The sequence below is a fragment of the Pseudomonas sp. PDM25 genome, assembly GCF_019219045.1.
In the GTDB taxonomy this organism is placed as follows: domain Bacteria; phylum Pseudomonadota; class Gammaproteobacteria; order Pseudomonadales; family Pseudomonadaceae; genus Aquipseudomonas.
In genome coordinates this window covers 23,975-43,073 of sequence record NZ_JAHUWL010000014.1, presented here as the reverse complement: position 1 = coordinate 43,073, position 19,099 = coordinate 23,975, and the positions used below count along the sequence as shown (strand labels likewise).

Annotated in this window: 12 protein-coding genes; 1 reads left to right on the top strand and 11 read right to left on the bottom strand. The window is 48.9% G+C overall.

Annotation, left to right across the window (positions count from 1 at the left end; all coding sequences use genetic code 11):
- Positions 1-217: 217 nt before the first annotated feature.
- Both KW848_RS23645 and KW848_RS23640 read right to left on the bottom strand, forming a co-directional pair.
- Complete coding sequence (locus tag KW848_RS23645) at positions 218-406, bottom strand: hypothetical protein (RefSeq protein WP_010466589.1); 189 nt, start codon at positions 404-406, stop codon at positions 218-220.
- 110 nt (positions 407-516) lie between these two features.
- A complete protein-coding gene (locus tag KW848_RS23640; protein WP_185710079.1) occupies positions 517-828 on the bottom strand; it encodes a Loki-CTERM sorting domain-containing protein in 312 nt (103 codons plus the stop codon).
- A 454-nt stretch (positions 829-1,282) separates the two neighbouring features.
- Between KW848_RS23640 and KW848_RS23635 the strand changes: the two genes are divergently transcribed.
- Entirely contained in the window at positions 1,283-1,945 is a 663-nt protein-coding gene (locus tag KW848_RS23635; RefSeq protein ID WP_218538212.1) for a hypothetical protein, read from the top strand.
- Positions 1,946-1,983: 38 nt separating this feature from the next.
- Here KW848_RS23635 and traN read toward each other — a convergent pair whose 3' ends face one another.
- The 9 genes from traN to KW848_RS23590 all read right to left on the bottom strand — a co-directional run bounded on the left by traN (position 1,984) and on the right by KW848_RS23590 (position 19,021).
- Positions 1,984-5,343: a conjugal transfer protein TraN gene (gene traN / locus KW848_RS23630; RefSeq protein ID WP_218538211.1), complete on the bottom strand. Its 3,360-nt coding sequence runs from the start codon at positions 5,341-5,343 to the stop codon at positions 1,984-1,986.
- A 9-nt stretch (positions 5,344-5,352) separates the two neighbouring features.
- Positions 5,353-6,399: a TraU family protein gene (locus KW848_RS23625; protein ID WP_185710076.1), complete on the bottom strand. Its 1,047-nt coding sequence runs from the start codon at positions 6,397-6,399 to the stop codon at positions 5,353-5,355.
- Between the two features lie 5 nt (positions 6,400-6,404).
- Positions 6,405-7,088, bottom strand: a complete 684-nt coding sequence (locus KW848_RS23620) for an EAL domain-containing protein (protein ID WP_309140082.1) — start codon at positions 7,086-7,088, stop codon at positions 6,405-6,407.
- Positions 7,089-7,090: 2 nt separating this feature from the next.
- Complete coding sequence (locus KW848_RS23615) at positions 7,091-8,242, bottom strand: TrbC family F-type conjugative pilus assembly protein (protein ID WP_218538209.1); 1,152 nt, start codon at positions 8,240-8,242, stop codon at positions 7,091-7,093.
- Complete coding sequence (lepB, locus tag KW848_RS23610; protein ID WP_218538208.1) at positions 8,236-8,727, bottom strand: signal peptidase I; 492 nt, start codon at positions 8,725-8,727, stop codon at positions 8,236-8,238. Before lepB ends, KW848_RS23615 begins: the two co-directional genes overlap by 7 nt.
- Entirely contained in the window at positions 8,720-9,046 is a 327-nt protein-coding gene (locus KW848_RS23605) for a hypothetical protein (protein ID WP_218538207.1), read from the bottom strand. The genes lepB and KW848_RS23605 overlap by 8 nt, the downstream gene beginning before the upstream one ends.
- Positions 9,043-11,445 (bottom strand): type IV secretion system protein TraC, encoded by a 2,403-nt coding sequence (gene traC, locus KW848_RS23600; RefSeq protein WP_218538206.1) that lies wholly within the window; start codon positions 11,443-11,445, stop codon positions 9,043-9,045. The genes KW848_RS23605 and traC overlap by 4 nt, the downstream gene beginning before the upstream one ends.
- Positions 11,442-12,131 carry a DsbC family protein gene (locus KW848_RS23595; RefSeq protein ID WP_218538205.1) on the bottom strand — a complete coding sequence of 230 codons (690 nt, stop codon included), beginning with the start codon at positions 12,129-12,131 and terminating at the stop codon, positions 11,442-11,444. The genes traC and KW848_RS23595 overlap by 4 nt, the downstream gene beginning before the upstream one ends.
- A gap of 113 nt (positions 12,132-12,244) precedes the next feature.
- Positions 12,245-19,021 (bottom strand): Ig-like domain-containing protein, encoded by a 6,777-nt coding sequence (locus KW848_RS23590; protein ID WP_218538313.1) that lies wholly within the window; start codon positions 19,019-19,021, stop codon positions 12,245-12,247.
- Positions 19,022-19,099 lie beyond the last annotated feature (78 nt).

Below are 19,099 nucleotides of genomic sequence, written 5' to 3'. Positions count from 1 at the left end.
TCCACGTTTTCGAGGCGTACCAACCCAACTGGGAAGGAATGCCCCAGAGGGGTTAAAAGGGTGCTGGATAAAGCAGTCCAGCTTCTGCATCTGATGGACCACAAGGACCACCAGAAATCCGTGAAGTGAGTTCGGAAGATTCTTTTCCATCGCAGCCGTGCAGTCGATGGAAAAGAAGCCTCAAGGGGGAGCCAGCTCCCCCCAGCCACAAATAGAGCTACATCGTTATCCCGATCTCCGCGGCTTCCGGAATAATGTTGTTGAACACAGCCCATCGCTTTAAATAGCGAATGTCGAGTACATCGGGAGACACCGTCTGAGCGATATTCTCTGGAACCTTAACGGTACCATCGCTCACAAGGAGCTCCCGCAGCTCCATCAAGTAGATTGCTTGTAACTGATTCATGGTGGGGCTCCTCGCCAGGTGGTCCACCGAAATCCTTCTTGAAGGACTTTGGTGGACCACCTAACGGCGGCCCTGCAGCACTACGCCCTCAAGAGGGCGCAGTCCATAACTTAACTTTGAAAGCTAAGCGTTTTGCCAAGACGCAGGTAAGCCGGCTCGTCGTAGACCGAGTAATCGATCCCCTTCGGAAGACGGTTGATACGGGTGGCACCTCGCAGAGCGAAGATGTCACTTTTCTCGAGACCAAGCGTTGCTTGAGCTGCTTTAGCTGGAGCGGCCTTACTAGGCGACACCAGAGAAACATCAGTGGCTTCACGACCGATCGTAGGCTCCTGGCGAGGAGTTACTTTGCGACGACGTGTAAGCAAGAGATAACCAACAACCAAAGCAGCGATCAAGATGACTACAGGAAATGTATTCATTGTGCGATCTCCCCATTCGCGCGCATACGCAGGGCGAAGTGAGTTGCTGAAGTGTTAGCAGGTTGAACGACGCATTCGACCAAAGAAGCTGGCCGAGGGGCGAAGGTAAGCAGGATGAGCTTAGCGAGAGAAGTTTTCATGGAGGCCTCCAAAAAAAAGAGCCTTCCATCCCTAAGGGGACAGAAAGCCCCTCTAGGGTTAGGTCATGACCGCGAATCGTGACCGGATGTGCTGGTATTAGGTGCCCAGCTTCACACAAAACCCGAAAGGCAGAGCCTTCGGGGAACTACACTCAAGCAACATGCTTGGGTGAAGAATGAGCCGAGAATACCCCCACTCCAATGAGCTGTAAAGCATCAGCTACCGCTTCTGACCCCCCTATAGGGTCAGATTAAGAAAAAACGCAACCCTATGCCGAATAAGGTAAAGGCTCCCCAACTCAAGGAGCCAAAACATGGCTAACGGAAACGATTTCAAGCCGCAAGGTAAATACTCGAGCGCTACGCTCACATCCCAATACACCCTGAATACCGAGCATGCGCAGCGAGTTCATCGCCGATGCTTCGAGGGTGCTGCGCGGGCCCTCTTCACCATCGACGTAATCGCAAGAGCCCTGTCACATGGCAACAAAGCATTTAACTATTCAGAGGTCATGGCCGCTGTTGAAACACTGCTGAGCGGCCTGGAGCGCGACGTCATAAATGAGCGTGATCGCTTCAAACATATCCTCGAGCAAAACAATAGCGCCGGCGTAACAGCACGTTATGACAACGCCGCGGAATTCAGCTTCACAGTGTCCACACCGCTGATCATGCGCCTGGCGCAGATCATTCAAGCATTTGACCAGATGCTCATCGCAGCTCAGACCTGCTGGCTCATGTGCTTTCTGGATTCAGACAAGAACGACCTTGTAGCCAATGAACGCATGCGTCAACTTATGCGTGTGATCCGCAAGCTCCAGTTGATGGCAACGGACGCGCGCAAGAAAGCCAAGAAAGACGTAAACGCCGAAGCTATTGCTGCAAATCTCGGCGATGCGGCGGAAGAAAGTGAAGTGGATAAACAAACTGCTTCAGCGATTGAAGAAGAAACCGCGGCGGCAAAATCAGCAGCTTAAACACTGACAAAAAAAAGGGGCCTAGAAGGCCCCTTTTTTTATTTGTTGAACGTGTCCCTTAAGTTGTCCTCAGCTGCCTTCCTTGTCTCAGAGAAACTTTCATTGAGGCCATCCAATCGTTCTGTATTTCGATCAAGTGTATCTGTACGTCCTTCGCCAATATTTAATGCTGAACCCGACCCAGTTAAATTATCTAGATTTATCTTGTCAGCCGTCGGGTAAAAATTGGTGACTTGAAGTAAGCCAATCCATTCAGAGATATCAATTTTACTCCAATCGAGCTTGGCAATCTGATCCACACCAAGTGCTTCGCATGAAGGGTTTTCAGCATCCCCCCATGTCAGGCCCAGTTGAGGCCGAGCCTGCTCTTGAATAATACGACCTAATGGGGAGTTAAAGCAGCAATAAGACTCCCTTTTCTCTATGCAACCAAATGGTGTCTTACTGGCGCAGTAACTACCAACATAATGACAAACTTTTGTTTCCTTTTTCGCACCTAACTCAAACTCTTTGGGCTCACACTCCCAAATGATTTTAACCAAAATGTTAGCAATCTGGTAAACCATATAGGCAATCATTACGACGGACAGAACTGCAGCGAAACTCGACGCCAAAGTTGCATTAGGGGCCGTAGTCACAGCACCTGTAGCGGGGTTTGCGGAGGCAAAAGCCTCAGTAGAGGGACCGTTGGCCGCGATCCCGCTTGCAAAGACCGCATTTGCAGCAGCTGGCCCGAACGTATTTGCGGTCCAGTTTGCGACATAGTTCATCATTTGTTGCTTGAAGCCTTCAATAACGCCGAGTTGCGCGACGTCCGTCACCGCTGCGTTGGTAGCCGAGGCAGCACTCCAAGCGGAATCCCAGCCACTCCCACTTGCCAATTCTTTACCCAGAGTCCAGGCGCTGGATAAGGTAGGCGCGTTATCGATAATTCCGACCTTCTCTGTGAGCTGGATGGTGTTGTACGTAAGTGATATGTAGTCCATTAGCGATACACCGTCCGGCGCCTCACAGCAGTCCACCCATCCCCCTACGGCCTTCTTACACTCCATCATCTCGCCCTTGAACACCTTGCATACGTGGTCGGATGTTGTGTCCTCAGGATTTTCACCGCAGTCGAGATCATGCTCAGCAAATTGCGCAATCTGCAGGGCTGCGGCTGCATAGCCAAACTCTGTGGATTTTTCATCTGTAGGGTTAAAGCACTCCTTCCCTAGACAGCGAACAGGTCCCGCACACTGATATGTTGTCTTGGTATCAGTAGATGGGACTTGCACATCGTAGCCACAATCCCAGACTTCCTCAGTGACATAGCATTGACCAGAATCCCCCTTAGCACCATCCACACACTTCTGAGAGATAAATCCACAGGTTTTATCAGCCTCAAATTTTGCACAGGTATTGAGGTTCATTCCCCCGTTTACACAACCAGTCACTTTCGCCGCTTGAAATAGTTTGTCTACACCCTGGACAGGAGATGGCAGCATTGCTGCATACATGCTATCACCAGGGCATACGGATATACCGTTCAGCGGCAAGCAACCTGATGCCACACCTTTTGTGACTTGAACCGCTCCACCTTCAGAACATTGACCAGATTGAACCTTATTGGCTGCATCAATGCAGAATTTAGGACCATAGGATTCAGCAGCAATTCGAACAGCTTTGAAACGAAATTCGTGAGCATAAAACCAACCTGGAGTTCCGCTACCGGTATCCTTGATATCCACGATCATTTTTAGACCGTTCTCGCAAGCCGGCATCTGAATGATACTGGCGGAATCGACACCCAACGTCTTCGGAGCGTATTTGTGACCGGTCCATAGGTTAATTGAAGAAACAGCAATCTTTTGTGGCAGTGGCCTACCATCCTCTCCTTTTGCCTTGCAGAGGTAATCAAAATTTGCCTGATCAATGCTGGCATCAGATTTTAAAGAGCTAGTCGTGTTTTGGAATGAACCACTCGAAAAATCTACCACTACGCGATTCGTCTCACCCGAACCAGGTGCATCCTCTACCGCAATTTTCGCAGCGAATGGAATCTCCATCACTTTCATATTGTGGTTTACTGAGCAGGTTCTGTCAGTATTGACCGGACACTGTTGTTGCCCTTGCGCGTCGGTATAGCACTCCATATCTCCTTTATAAAAGTTACATTGAGAGTTTATTGATACCTCTTGGCAAAGAGGTGAAATTCCAGGTAAGGGTGGTCCTTTGCCAAACGAACTTTCACAAACGGTAACGCCGTCAATCTCCGCACACCCAGTTTCAGATATAGCTGGCATTTTTGTACAAACAAAAGAGCCCTGGCAATAACCATCATTAATAGATGAAGCTACATCAACAGCTTCCTGCGAATACCATTTTTCTTCACTAACAGCCTTCAACGGATCATAAAGCACGCGCAACTTGGCGTAAGCCTCACCGGCACCCGCGACAGACGCGCGGATTTTAAACTCTTTTCTACCCTTCTCTTTCAGAAGAGAAGTCATATTGACGTTGGGAGCTGTCTCCCATGATGTGCCAAGCTCGCACGCACCTCCCGTTTCAGGAGGAAAGTTCTCGTTGGGACCTGACCAAACTTTCGTGTTGGCGACCCACACCTGCATATAGTCATCCCATTTTGCATAAGTAAGACTTGCAGATTGAATCGCATCAGGATTGACAACTTCAAATGTCATTTTATTTTCGAAAATGGTGCAGTAACCAGACCAATAGTTATCACCTACCTGACCCAACCAAATATCAATACATCCCGGTCCACATGATTGAAAGTTCGTGGGACCATCGACATACTTAACTACCCCTGCCGTGTAGTCATGCTTAAGAGTAAAGGTACCCGACTTATCGGCGACCCGCTCGCAAGTTTTCATGTCAGACACGTGTTTCGACGTAGTTGACTTCGTCGTTTCTGTGGTCTTTTTACAATCAGCGAAATCTTTATTGAATATGTCTTGGTTATCGATTGTCTTGTCAGTATTCGTCCATAGTGGGTCGTTTTTCAAATCAGGTCGTTTAGTGCCAGAAGTATCTTTCAACAAGCGGTAAGCATCACCGCTCATCGAGTTCTCACTCAACAAAGACGTATTAGCAGTAGACCCTGCACTGAGGGTACCTTCATCGTTGCCATAGAGATTTTTCAAGTCGCCAGATTCTGTCGTATCAGATACGCCAGGGAACAGCTCAGACAAATTGATGGTTTGCTTCTGCCCGCCACTACCAAACGTGATCTCAGATGAAGACGCTGTCGGCGCCGACCATGAGTTCATCGCGTCTTGCGCAGCTTTATTACCGGCCGCTGCTGATGATGAAATGCTATCCGCCCATGCAGGCACGCAGATAGCGTACCCGTAAAAGAATAGTGTTACTGCCGCAGTGATCCTGGATAGAGAACGCATGTCAAAATCTCATAGTGTGTTACAGCAGTCATTCCACCGGAACAACATGTAGAGCGCGTCTTCCCCGACTTGAGGAATAACTCTGCCCTCCCCACCTTGCCATGTCATCGGGTGCGACCCGATGTAATGCGCTTCCTTCGACTCTGCACGAGGAAAGAACATAGACATTTTGTATTGGGATTTAGGAACTGTGGGGAAGATTGAGCCCCTACAAATGGTTTCATCGCCAATAGTCAAATGCGCAAGGCCTCGGCGGTGTTGAGTTGCAATAGTGCGCGCAGCTAGTAACGATGTGGTGCGCCCGAAGTCGTTGGGCAGGGCTGTCCCAGCCATTGGATAGATCTCGCCCCAAGTCCCTGCGCACCACCAAAGGGAGGTTAAAGGCTCTTGACCAGCAACACCTAAGGCAGCGTCAGCCGTGCATGCTGCTTGTGCCAGTGGGTTAGCGACGGCTGCGGCTTCAGGGTTAACAAAGAAGGCCAGTTCGTCATTCGTCCAGACCGGATCGATTTCAGTTAACTGAATTATATCGAAGTCAGCATAACCATCTGGAGAACAACGTTTTGGCATGTACATTTCGAGAATCGATAACAGCGGGAACGCGTAATAATGGACGTTGTAGAAAGATAGTTTCTCTTTCGTAATCGTATTGCCGCCAACAGCATCAGATAACGTCCCCCATAGGCGCTTGTCGCCAATAGGTAAAGTTATGCCGCCCAATGCAAGGGAACACCCTGGCTTCCTAACAACTTCGATCAGCCGAGCAGGCTCCCATAGTGAGTTAACAATACCTGGCTTCCACAGGCCTAAGTTGTCCTCACACATGCAGATACTCTTGGTAGAAGCGCCTGACGGTGCATCACCAGGCGTAATGCTCACGCCAGCAATTCGGATAGGAAACAAACACGCCCAACAGACGTCAGTAAATAATTTACCGCTAAAAAGCTCAGCATTAGGGCAGGACAAAGAATCAGTTACAGACTGATCTGAGGCCGAATACTGAGAATAAAAACACAATAACAGAGAGACCATCAGGCCTAAACTACGGATAAACATAACTACTACCTTGAACTCTGTGAAAGCGAAGGCGCTCGATTGAGTACGTCTGGTTTAGAGAGAGCGAAGCCTTGGAGCGAAGCACCATTCAGTGGCTTGAGCCAGCCACTTAGAATGGAAACATCTTCAACTTTCTCTAAAATCAAACCTACATGATTGGCCATGCAGTAATCGCGAATTTCAGTAAGGAGAGCAAGATTAGTCGGGACTAACAAGGCAGGCAGGTCAATTTTGCAGTAATCCCACTTATGTCCGACCAATCGTGCCATATTTGAGTTTTCCGAACCAAAGTCATCAATTGCAACTCCTAAGCCCAAAGACCTTGCAAACAACAACAATGAATCAAGACTCTCGGCACCGTCGGAGTACTTCTCAGAAATTTCAAGCACGATTTCCAATCCTAGCGAACAGACACCGGCTAGCGCCTTTATCAGAGACTTGGCGTCAGAAATCGACGTTAGTGTTTCAGCACTGATATTAATAAATAACGGGCCGATGCCACTTAGCTCAGCAATGTTATCGGCGACTAGAGTTACTATCTCGCGGTCCAATAGAATCCACTCACCTGGTTGCGAGTTCGCCATGAACTGTCCTGGTGAAAGCATACGACCCGAGACAATGCGACGAGCCAACACCTCGTACCCTAGAACCTTACCGTTGGAAAAGTGGATTGATTGGAGCGCTAGCACTGTCACGGCAATGACTCTCCTGCAACTTCTTCAATATAAAAATTTTTATCTGCCGCGGTTACGACTGACGGCGTAAAGTCGATTGAAAACCTCGTTCGCACATCGTCTTTTAAGATGTATACCGCACGGCCTACTTTATTTTGGACCTCTGTAAATCCATCCCAACCTTTCTCACGATCTACCTCTGACAAAATAATCAAAACATTTTGCTTATCACTATATTTTTCTATCTGTGCCTTTGCAAAATTGATCTGTTTTTCATAACTAGGATCGATAATCACAAGTCGCTGAGTAAAAGGTCGAATGTCAAGCGGGTTAATATGATCACCAGCTTTGTGGATTAAAGTTCCGTCAGCGCCTGTGATATCTTGTGGCACCACGACTGAAGGATCCAGCTTTCTGACTCTGCTCGTTGGTGCAGGCACTAATTCAGCGAATACCTGGTTAGACCAAAACCTCCTCAGTGCCTTATCTTTCAGTTCAGCAAAATTAACTTTGGCGAGTCGTTCCTTCATAACCTCGATTAAATCTCGCTCAGCTATTCGCAGGCCGGGCCCAATTGCGTTAGGCTTTGGTGTTTTAAATTTTTGGTACTGCTCTTCCGCTGCTTGAACAGAGGTGGTTCCAGATACCACATAAACTGTTTGCTTCCCTGAAACTTTACGAATCTGGGGGACAGTTTCAATTCCCGACTCCCCAAATAAAACAGGGTTTATCAGCACCGGGGTGTTTGACTTCGTTTCAAGGCTCAACCGCTGTACCTTTGCTAGCGCGTCTTGCAATGAAACTCCGTCAGGTATCCCCCTGAAAACCAGTTCAACTTCTCTATTGCCGTGATACTCCTTTAACAGATTCTTGATCTCACTTTCACCAAGACTCCATGACACGAATATCTGATATGCCCTAGCCTGCTCAACTGGTGCGGGAATGGCTGAATTACTGTCTGGCATCAGCGGTGTTTGGGCAAAACTGAGGTCTTCAGTTTTCAGAACAAAGTCGACTTGCTTGTCTGTGTTGGTCTTTATTCCGTCCAGGACCTCTTTGAAACTCTCAATTGCTGCACTCTCTTGAGCCGCAAAGTCGGTGCTCCCATAAGCTGGCGCGACAGAACCGATTACAACCAAACAAAGAAGGGCTGATCGTAGACTTACCATATCGGGTAGGCTCTCCCGACCACATCAGAACTTGAAACGTAGCCCCAGTATCTCGAATCAAAACTATCGTGAGATGTGCCCATAAACCAAAACATATTGTCTGGAATAATCTCATCTCTTATGTATCGATTTTCTGGCTTACCTAGGCGAGCAGCAAGCAGTAGCCCTTCACCTCTGGAAGTACCATTCACAGAGATCACTTCTTTGCCTACCGTGACGCGATCGCCTGGGATACCGCGGACGTATTTGATGATTTTCGTGCCATTCGGAAAAAATGGCTCCATCTGAGTCGATCGAAACGCATATATTTTGTCACGATCTACTTTCGTATCATATCGATCAACTACAAAGACCCGCCAATTCAAGCACGTGTTTTTTTGTGGATCTATTCCAATTTCATATCGGGACGTCACGTATAAAGCGGCAGCTGCCATAGCTACCGAGAGCGGCAATGCTTTCAAAATGAATTTTAGATGCTTATTCACTTACCGCCCCCTCGGCTCCATCAGTTGCATCACCATGTTCAATTAATGGAATCTCTAGCTCTGGTGGGTATGAAACTAACGATCGTGAGTCGACCACAACATACCCTGCAGCAGTTAATTTATTAGCCGACTCGCGGAGGTTCGTATAGCTTTCTTCAAGCTCCGAGTTCGAGCGTCCAGCACCTTGCAGATTAACAACGTCGTAATTCAGCACAGCGAGCTGAGTAGCTGAAGTTTCACCCTTAATTAAACTGTAGGCTGCAATCGTCCCCAACGAGCACGCGATGGAAACTATGACGTTCACTATTACTGGCTTCATACGGATACTCCCCGATCGCGCAATACAGCGTTGATACCTTCAGCTGTATTCATGCCTTTGTTAACGTAGACATTGATGTCATGCACGTCTTTAGGAGTGGTGGAGTAAAGAAGCTTAGAAAAGTTATCAACTGTCAAACGCCCGACACCGGAGCCTGACTCCGTCATAAAGAATATCTCAGAGTATTGGCCACGGATCGTATGAACTGACTTGAGGATGCTGAACCCTCCATCACTCAAAGCCAGTCGGCCCTCTTTTTTAATGATGTTGATAGCATCATCCTTCTGGCCCAGCAAAAAGGTGTTTGCTGAGTTTTCCGCAATTGCGCGACCTGTCGGGCTTGCATACAAGTCGTTTACAGATTGTGTGATTGTGATTGCAGCGCCGTTGTATTTACGGAAGCGGCGGTAGCCATGCTCGATGAACTTTGCGACGTCACCTTCTGTAAGCAACGACCAAGCCTCATCGATCACAACAATTTTCTGGCGATCTCGATCCCCTAGGAACATTGCCTGCTGAATCTGATAGATGAGCTGGAGTAAAACCACCTGCTGAAGATGCTTCCGGCCCTTCAGCTCCTCGAGCTCAAGAACGGTAAACGGGTTTTTAAAGTCAACGTTATTCTTGCCATTGAAGTACTTCCCGTACATTCCTTTTGACGTAAACGGGTACAGTTGCTTCCCGACGTCCTGGATACGACTGTCTTCATCGCCAAGCAAAGACTGCTCGACGTCATCGACGCTCATATCACGGCCTTTGACTTCCCAAACGTCATGAGTGTGCTTTCGAAGACCTGCGACTTGAAGGTCTTCAAGCGCTTTCGTAGGAGCGGCCATCGCGCAAAGAAGCCCAATGAGGACATCCTCCTCCTCTGAGTACTGTTGAACCAACTCGAAGGGATTCAGACATATCGTGACGTCTGGCTTAAACTCGAGGAAATCACCGTTAAATGCTTTGGCAAGCTTCTCGTACGATCGACCTACGTCAATCACCCATACCTGAGCTCCAGCTGACCGATATGCTGTGATCAAGTAGTTTGTTAAGAATGACTTTCCGCTACCGGACTGCGCAGCTACCGTGGCGTTGTAATTGGTTTCCGAATCGAAAAGGCAGTAGGACATCAACTGCCCGTTACGTGAAACAAACTGCATCATCGGGGAACCGGTGCCCTTCCAATCACCATAAATTGGTAGCAGTGGCAGCGCTTGAGTCACCGACATAGTTTTATAACGATAGCTCTCATTAATTGCATTTGCGTCAGCGCCAAATGGGAGAGCATTCAAAAATAATGGAAGTACAAAATATTTGTCTTCCAGGAACGAAAACTGACGAATACCTAAATAATTTCGTGCTTCGGACGATGCACGTACTAGACGATCACGATCATTAGCAAAAACGATCACTGTCATGTTGCATCGGACTATAGCCTCGCCTTCCTCAATCTCCTTGAACAGGTCATCCATACCCTGCTTTTTTGCACCCAATTTTGGTACAAATTTTAGAAGAGGTCCGTAGGCCTGGTTATTGGCCCACTGACGCTTGGTGTTCATTTTGTCCTTCGCAGCTTGTTGATCAGGAAAATAAACAGTAAAGCTAATTAGGCAATTTTCTCTAATTCCATTGTTTCCGGTAAGTAAATCACCAAGATACCAAGCTGCAGACCCCTGTATCACGCGCCGAGGGAATTTTTTAACACTAAGGGTTTTTACCAGAGTGTTTCCAATTTTTAGATGATCACTGAAAACCTCTAGCGTACGATCATAATCCAAGACCTGTGTTTTAAGCGGCTTATCATCATCCGCCTCCGGCGCCATTCGATCCCGCCAAGACGCAGTTGGTCCTTGATTCAAGATCGACGACATAATTTCCAAATATAGGTTTTGTGTTAAACCTATAGGGCAGAAACCGATACTCTTGAATGTCGAATCAAATTGAGCCCTAAGCTCACTAATGATCTGAATTTCTTTTTCACTTGGCAACGGCTCGGCTATTGGAAACTTGACAGTGATTATTGTGTGAATTTCACGTACTTTGATACCTGAATAATCATCAATCGGTTCGAGAGTTCCTTTGAACAGATACGAAGCGCGGCTCTTGATTGCTTGGTGCGCAATGTCATCTGGAGAATGCATCCGCATTCTCAGCATCGAATTCACTTGATCGTTAATGTTCTGCGATGGGAATGACGAAAAATTAATCATTGTTCCCGCAGGCCATGCTTGTTTCATGACGCTTTTAAGTTGGTCGCCCTCTTTGCCATCGCTTCCAGGCAGCGGGCGACACAAAAAGGCGAACCCAGCCATGTTGTCGTCCATGACGAAGTACTTCTTATCCTCGTCATAGGCAACTACGCTAAGCAAGTCTGCAAGTGGAAATTTAGCTTTGGGAAAGGTGCTCATTTTGCGGCTCCAATCAGCCAAGGCTCGAGCGAACCTTTTGCATATCCTTGGCGCGTTAAACCATCGTCACGAATAATAAACGGGACGCCTTTAAGCCCGAACATTTGGGCTGTAATAATTCTTTTGCCTACTGCAGAAGTGTCGCAATCTGCTCCGCGACTTTCTATCACTCGCGGCTTCTGAAGTCCTACAGCAATTTCATAGGCTTGTTTCTGATCGTTTGCACAATGCATAGATCTAACAATTTTAGAACTTTCTTCGCCGAGGGCTGACAGCTCGACAATTTTGAATGTGTAGCCTTCAACTTTTTTGAGGTCAGTTAGAAGCAAGCTGCATGCCGGGCACTGAGGGTCGGTAAAAATTATGACCTGCTTCTTTCCAGTCCCATAAGTAAAGGGGCTCAGATCGTCAACGTTGAACTTGAGCTTCGCCACATCGATATAGCGGAATGCTTGATCAGCGTCATCGATCGAAGAAATTTCTTTTTGGCTCCAGGTGTCATACAAACTCCCACGAAAAACAAATCGGCCATTATCACTTACGAACGCAAGCTTTCCGTTCTTGACGGCCGCGATCATTCCGTTAATTGGCAATGGCGTTGTTACGTTATTTTCTTGGGCATTTGCAGTGCAGTAGCTGCTTGCAGACGTGATGAGCAAAATTGCGCAGAAGATTCTTCGGAGCATGAGGACACCTCTTTTACGATGTCATCAGGCTATAGCTGCACACTTTTCGAGGGTGTTGAATCTGACCCTTCATTGGGGTCAAAAGAAAGGGCGCCTTTCGGCGCCCTATGGCGTTACCAAACTACTGGTGCTGAGTCCTCAGCAGAGTCATCTGTGGCGTAGAGCAGGATCTTCGGTGCTTCAGGGTACGTTCTTTTCGAAATTGTGATCATCGACCCTCCTAACCCCTGCAATTTGTCATTTACGAACCAATTGTGACGGGCTATCCGGCCATCAGGATCAACACATTTCGCGGTGGCAGTCCACGCTGAACCACTCTCCTTAACCTGCAAGTCGCAGGTAGGTTTCTGGTTCTGCTTCACATCGATAGACACCTCACCGGTTCCTCCCTTGTTCATTTGGGACTGTACAGCCATGGCGACCTGGTACTGACCTTCTGCAGGTAGCGTTGCGCGCGCATATCGAGATCCGCCGGTATCGATCTCAGATCCGTTAAGGGTGTACGTCATGTTCGTAATCCGGTCTTTTGGATGTCCACCAGTGATTTCTGGCCGAACCATGATGCCGAGAGGTGCACGGGCTGCGTTGTTATCACCTGTCCACTTAAGCGTGATTGTCCATGGTGGTGGCTCCTTGAAGATCATATTTTTTTCAACAAGGGTGTAGTTGCCACGAGCGTCGTAAACATGCACCTTGAATGGAAACTCGCCTGGCTCATCGATGGTCAGTATCCGCAGCGCCATGTTGTCGTCTTTCACAACTGAATAACCGGGCATAGCTGGCATCTCCCAGTCGTAATAGACACCCTCGACGGCTTTGAACTCACCGATATTCCTTACGCGTAAGCTCAGGTCGGCCGGTGCGTACTCAGCTGAGAATGTCGGGGAGATCGCCCAGGCCGGCCAATCGTAAATCCAGAAAGTGATTCGCTGCTGAGTTATGCCCTCACCTCCTCGATCACGGTACCCATTGATCCAAGCGCGGTAGCTCAGATAAGTGCGCTCATCGGTGATATCAGAATCCACGGGCGTGTACTTGGCCTCTTGGCCAGGGACGATTGTTTTCCCGTCCGGCATGATGAATTCACCATCCATTGTTAAATCCATGTTCGGGTACGGCATAAGCAAGTTCGCTACCCATGTTGACTCTTTCCCTACTTCCGGACGACGCGGTCCGATCAGCTGCACTCTGGGTGGACGCACCTTTCTGAATGCAACGCCAGAACGAATCGTCTTCCAAACCCGAGGATCGTCGGTCGGAGAATCTTTGTACCTCATTCTCATGTAGACATAGACGCGCTCCTCGGCACTACGAGTAAACACAACGCTATCGCTACCTGGTGTCCACGTGACACCACGGTCATAGCTCCACTCGACATCGATATTTGTAAGATCAATTGGCTGTGCATTCACCTGCAGCACTCTGAATCGAGCATTCGCATCAAGAAACGTGTTGCCCGCGCCTTTGAGTATCCCCTTGGGAATGTTGTAGGCAGCAATCTCAATTTCGTCGGTCATCGATCTTGCGCCAGAGTTCTTGTTAGTGAGCTCCGCGCGAATCTTGTATTTCCCCTTGGCCAGGGTCAGAGCAATTCGTTGTGGTGTGCGGCTTTTATTTGGAATTTCAGTCCATGCACCACCTTCAGTGGATTGCTCCCACCGGACATTACCGAGGTCTTTGGTCCAGGCACGATTGGTGACATCCGCGAACAGCGTTACCCGGAGGGGAGCTTCACCCGTTAACCGCAGCGCACGAATCGATCCGTCTAGCGCTGCGCCGTTCAAAATTGCAAGTGACAGTGGCTGTGGCGATGTTCTGGTAACGGTGTACTCCGGAACGGGAGATATGATCCGAGCCTCCGCGAAGACGCGAAGGTTTTTGCCAGCAAGATCTGCAACGTTCAAAGCGAATGACGCATGACCGGCACCATCAGCTTTTACCCATGGTGCAACTTCCGTCACAGAGTTCCAAGTCGGCTTCTGAATCAGACGAATCTCCCATGACCCCATCGTTGACTCGTTATAGGTCTTGGTTGAGTCGTATGCATCACCGATCCCAACATTAACCTCCAGTGCCTCAGTGGAAAGAATCTTCCCATTTTCGTTATCGATAATCGGAACAATGCTCTCGTCAGGAACCGCAAGAACGTCGACCAGGGAGTGTGTGATCAAATCAGGTAACAGCGTGTAGTTCACATCGACGAAGAGCGAACGTTTTTGCCATAGAGCGGTGAATGGGGCCGTGTAAATACGGCGGTACACCGTCATGATGTCCCCAAAGGAAGGCGCAATTTCCTCACTTTGGACCTTACCTTGATTGACGTTGTTTTTGAGCTGTAGCCGTGCACTCACAGAAGTCACGACGGCATCGCCGATGTAACCACCGGCCAGCGGTGACACCAACAACGAATCGTTTACTTTCGTCTTGGACGTATAGGTAACTGTAGGGAACGACGGCTCAATAACGTCAAAAGTGAATTTGTCCGATCCAAGTTCAATTTTTTTGCCCGACGGTGTGAAGACAGAAAGCTTCCACTGAATTTTGTTTTCGCCGAGCATTTGTGCGTTGCCAACCAGGTATGGCCTTTCCCAATTGGGTCGAATGGTGAGACCTGGAGAAATCTCCTCCCACTCGACAAAGCACAGAGGCTTAGTCGAATAAGACGAAGCTGCAGTCATTGCGCGGCGCTCAATTATCGTCAAATCACAAGCAGTTCCTGACTGCTGAACGAACTCAATATCCAGATCTTCGACTTTGAAATACGCTTTATCGAACGGGTATTTTGGCCCTATTTTCACGGTGGCTACTGGGGAGACAAAGGTCACCGCCTTTGAATAGGTGCCAAGGAGATACTTCTGACCATCAGGTCCAACAATGTAGGAAGAGGCCTCGATTGGGTACGAGCCGACATCCGCGGCGGTGCCCTGCAAAGCCAACGTAGAATCGCTGGACAGGTCCTTGTACTCCGGCAATGCCTTTGTAAACTCAAGTAGACATACCGGATTGTCGTAGGGGTTGGAGTTTTGGGCCGATAGTGTCCGAACCGTGTTCAGACAAACATTATTTCCCGGCTCGAATTGCGCTCGTACAGATTGCAGGCCCAAAGGCACGCTATCCGCTGAAGTCTTTATCGCGCCCTGCAGAGCCCATACTTCATATGGAATCGCAAAGGCCGAACCAGTCAGGTCGCCCCTAAACAGCAGTAGCCTCCCTTTGCCAGCCTCACCTGCAGTCAGGGCTGCGACAGCGGCACCCAGGCTATCAACTGTCACCCGATCAATAGGCAGACGAACTGCTTGACCTGGTTCTAGTGGTTTGCGACCTACCTTCAGACCAAGGCCTGATGATTTCTCTACAAACGCAATAATGTCCGTCCCAAGAGCCTGTATAGCTACAGGCTCTGTCACCATTAACCCTGGTCGACCGTCTGTTCTGTTGAACTCCTTAGTGATGGCAGGGGTGGACAATCTCTCTTTATCAATCTGTTCGATTGGCATCTGATCCACTACATCAGCGATGCTTTTGGGCATGAGCACCACGGTAACGTTCACCGACTCCCCATCCTGGTCTGTGACCTTGATGACGACTGAGGTCTGAGTACGACCGTCAGTCTTGAAGTTCATTTCGTCATTACCGTTGAACCATACATACCCATGCTCAGGCTGCGAAACGACCGCGAATGTATGGGAACCCCAATCGTTGGCGTCTACAGCACTCAGTCGCTCCTTTCCTCCAACCCCCTCGTAGAAATATACGACCGTTGGTTTAAGGCCTGTCGGAGGCGTGTTCTTCCTTAGAACTGCTACTCGAGCTAGAGACTCAATATATTCGCCACCTGCGTCGACCACTCGGAAAGCAAACGAATCATTGCCCACGTAGCTAGGGTTAGGCGTGTAGATGTAGCCATTTTGACTGGCGAGTACGCTACCGTGCGAAGGTTGGCTTACAACTTCGTAGCTGAAGGAATCCCAGACGTTTGGATCATCAACCTCAGGCTTAAAAGCGGCCGACTTGGTGTTTTCGTAGGTGGTAATACTCAGCGCTGCACTCTCTGGCTGCAGGTTGTTTTGGAGTACGTGAACGGCAACCGAACCAGTGGCCTTCAAGCCCCCTAAATCAGTTGCCTCAACGATGAATGAATCATCACCAATAAAATCTTTGGCCGGTGTAAAAATAAGCATATTGCCGGTCACAGCCACGGTTCCGTTTGCAGGTTGGGTAACCACTTTCAGAAGGTGCTGGCCTTGGTCGTACAGATTCTTGTCTGTAATGACAGGGTAATAGGGTGCTGCCGATATGTTTTCGAGGCCTGTGATTAATCCACCCAGTCCCTCTGGCGCCAGGTTGTTCGGTACTACGGTTACAGTAGCCAGGCCTATTACTGTAGATCCCGCTGCGTCTGTAGCACTGATGAGGAAACTATCAGTCCCTGTCCAACCTTCACGAGGGGTATAGCTAACTTTGCCTCCAGCAGCTATAGCGGTGCCTCCTACTGGCGTGCCAATGACCTTAAAGGCAAATGTATCCGTGGGATTTGGATCAACCACCGTTGGAATGCCGGACACAGGCGTGATCTCCGTGGTCTGCATATCAAGTGCGACCATTGTCGGCGGAAAGTTTTTAGCGATAACCGTCACGTTTGCCGTGCCGATCACCTCAGCTCCAGCTAAATCACGAGCAATAAATTTGAACGACGTTTTGCCTTGGAAACCGAACGGTGCGTTGTAAATGAGCTTATTGCTCACCACCTCCGCGACACCCGTCATTGCTTGGATTGGCACACTGAATGTGTGCTGACCAGCGTCGTACAGGTTTTTGTCCGCGACTGTCGGCGCTACAGCAGCTGACGCTTCACCTTCGTATGCTGTAAGGTCAGCACTCGCTGATGTAGGTGCAAAGTTGGTTTTATCGACAATGATTACGCCGTCTTTAACAGCTGATTCCAAGCCGGCTGTATCCCGAACCTTGTATTTGAATGATCCAGGCCCGAAGTAACCTTCAACGGGGGCAAAGGTTACATTCATTCCGACCGCTGTGATTACCCCGACATTTGCCGGCGGTTGTTGCACGATGACAATAGCGTGGGTATCAGGCACGTCGGGATCGTAAGCAACAATCTGATCCGCCTGAACGTTGAATGTAATGGACTGGCTCGCAGAGACAGCGCCGGCAGTATCTGTTGCGGTCACCTTAGATGTCGCCGTTCCTATAAACCCTGTAGCCGGGGAAAAAGTAAGCACATTTTTTACAAGCGTCAGTGAACCCGCGGCGGGTGCTACCGATTGTGCAATAGCAAATGTTAGTGGCGAGTCATGGTTCGCATCTGTCGCGGTCAGCTCCACAGAAACAGGCGTCTCGATCGATGTCAATGCATCAATGGCGTCTACAACCGGAGCTACGTTTACAGGTAGGACTTTGACTGTGATGAACCCCGTATCAGAGCTAAGGCCGAAAGAATCTTTGGCCGTGTACGCAATTACACGACTCCCCACGAATGATGGGGACAGTGTTAATGAAAGCTTTGAGCCGCTGAAAGAATACGAACCAAAGGTCGCGTCTTGTGGTGTTGCGCTGGATAGAGAAAAGGTGTCGACCTTGTCGGGATCTGTTACTGAGAGAGTCACCGACGTCGAGGCGCCCTGATTCATTGTCACAGTCTTACTTTCTACGACCGGCTTGTCTGGAACCGGGTTGACGTTGATTGTCACTACTGCAGGTTTTGAGGAAGTGTTACTGGCGTCAATTGCCGTAACTGAGCATGTGGTTTGGCCGTTCCAGTCTTTCGCGGGCGTGAAAACCACATAATTACCGTCAATACCGCATCCACCAATAGATTTTGAGGGCTGGCCACCTACGGTGAAACGATATGGCGCTTGACCATCTTGGTCGGTAAAAATAATCGGCGCCCTGCCGGCGACGTCCTCGTCAGTGGTAATTGATATTGCATCAACATTCGGAGCGTCGTTGACCGGCTGAATGACAATCCGAATGTCCGTGACGGTACTTTTTTCGCCTGCAGCATCCATTGCAGTGATCTTGATAAAGTCCTCACCATTCCAGTTGAGTTCAGGTGTGATTTTCAGGGAATGGCGATCATCCGAAACCGATGCGGATACGTGCGATCCTTGGGCTTCGACAACGAGCTGATAGATGTCGACGCCATCAATATCCTTCACCACCGGTGTGAAGGTAAAAGGGATGTCCTCTGAACCGACTGCAGGATGAGGTATTACAATTGGCGGATCATTCATGAGGCTGGTGACGATGCGAACATTCGCCACATTTGAGTAAACGCCGTGCTGATCCTTGCCTCGATACGAAAATCCTGTAATACCGCTCCAACCTGGTAGGGGTATGAACGTGACTGTGGTGCCTTTAAGAAGGATTTGCCCTACATTCGAATCAGGCAAATTTTCTAACTCAAATGAATCCGCTGTTACTCCAGCGCCCTTCAATACGAGCGGAATTACGAGAGTTTTATCTTCATCATTCAGCACCTCCATGTCTTCAGCGACTGGCTGCGTTTGCTTGGGTTGAACGATCGTCTCGGCTAATACCCCTCCTACGCTAATAACCAGCGGGCCCGTGAATCCAGCCGGCAATGCTGCAGATCCATTACAGGAAAATTCTTCCTTTGTACGAACACCCTCACATTTTCCGAGCTGCGCACCCTTTGGCCCTCCAATTGCGATCGGAAGACTAAATGAGCCCGTCGAAGTGCAGTCATTGCGCTTCAGTGAGTACGAGACAGTAACGGAACCGCCTTCGAAGGAAGCTATTGGGTTGATGGCCAGCGACTCGGCGCTTTCAATACATTGAGAAGCAGCATTACCGGTCAGCGACCACGATAAGGCCAATGCTGAAAGCGCGAGAATTCCCTTTTTTTTCATCCCGTTCACATTCGAACTCCGATCCCGTTAAGAAAGCCCAAAAGCCGGCAAGGCCGGCTTTGGTTATTGCGTTTGAAA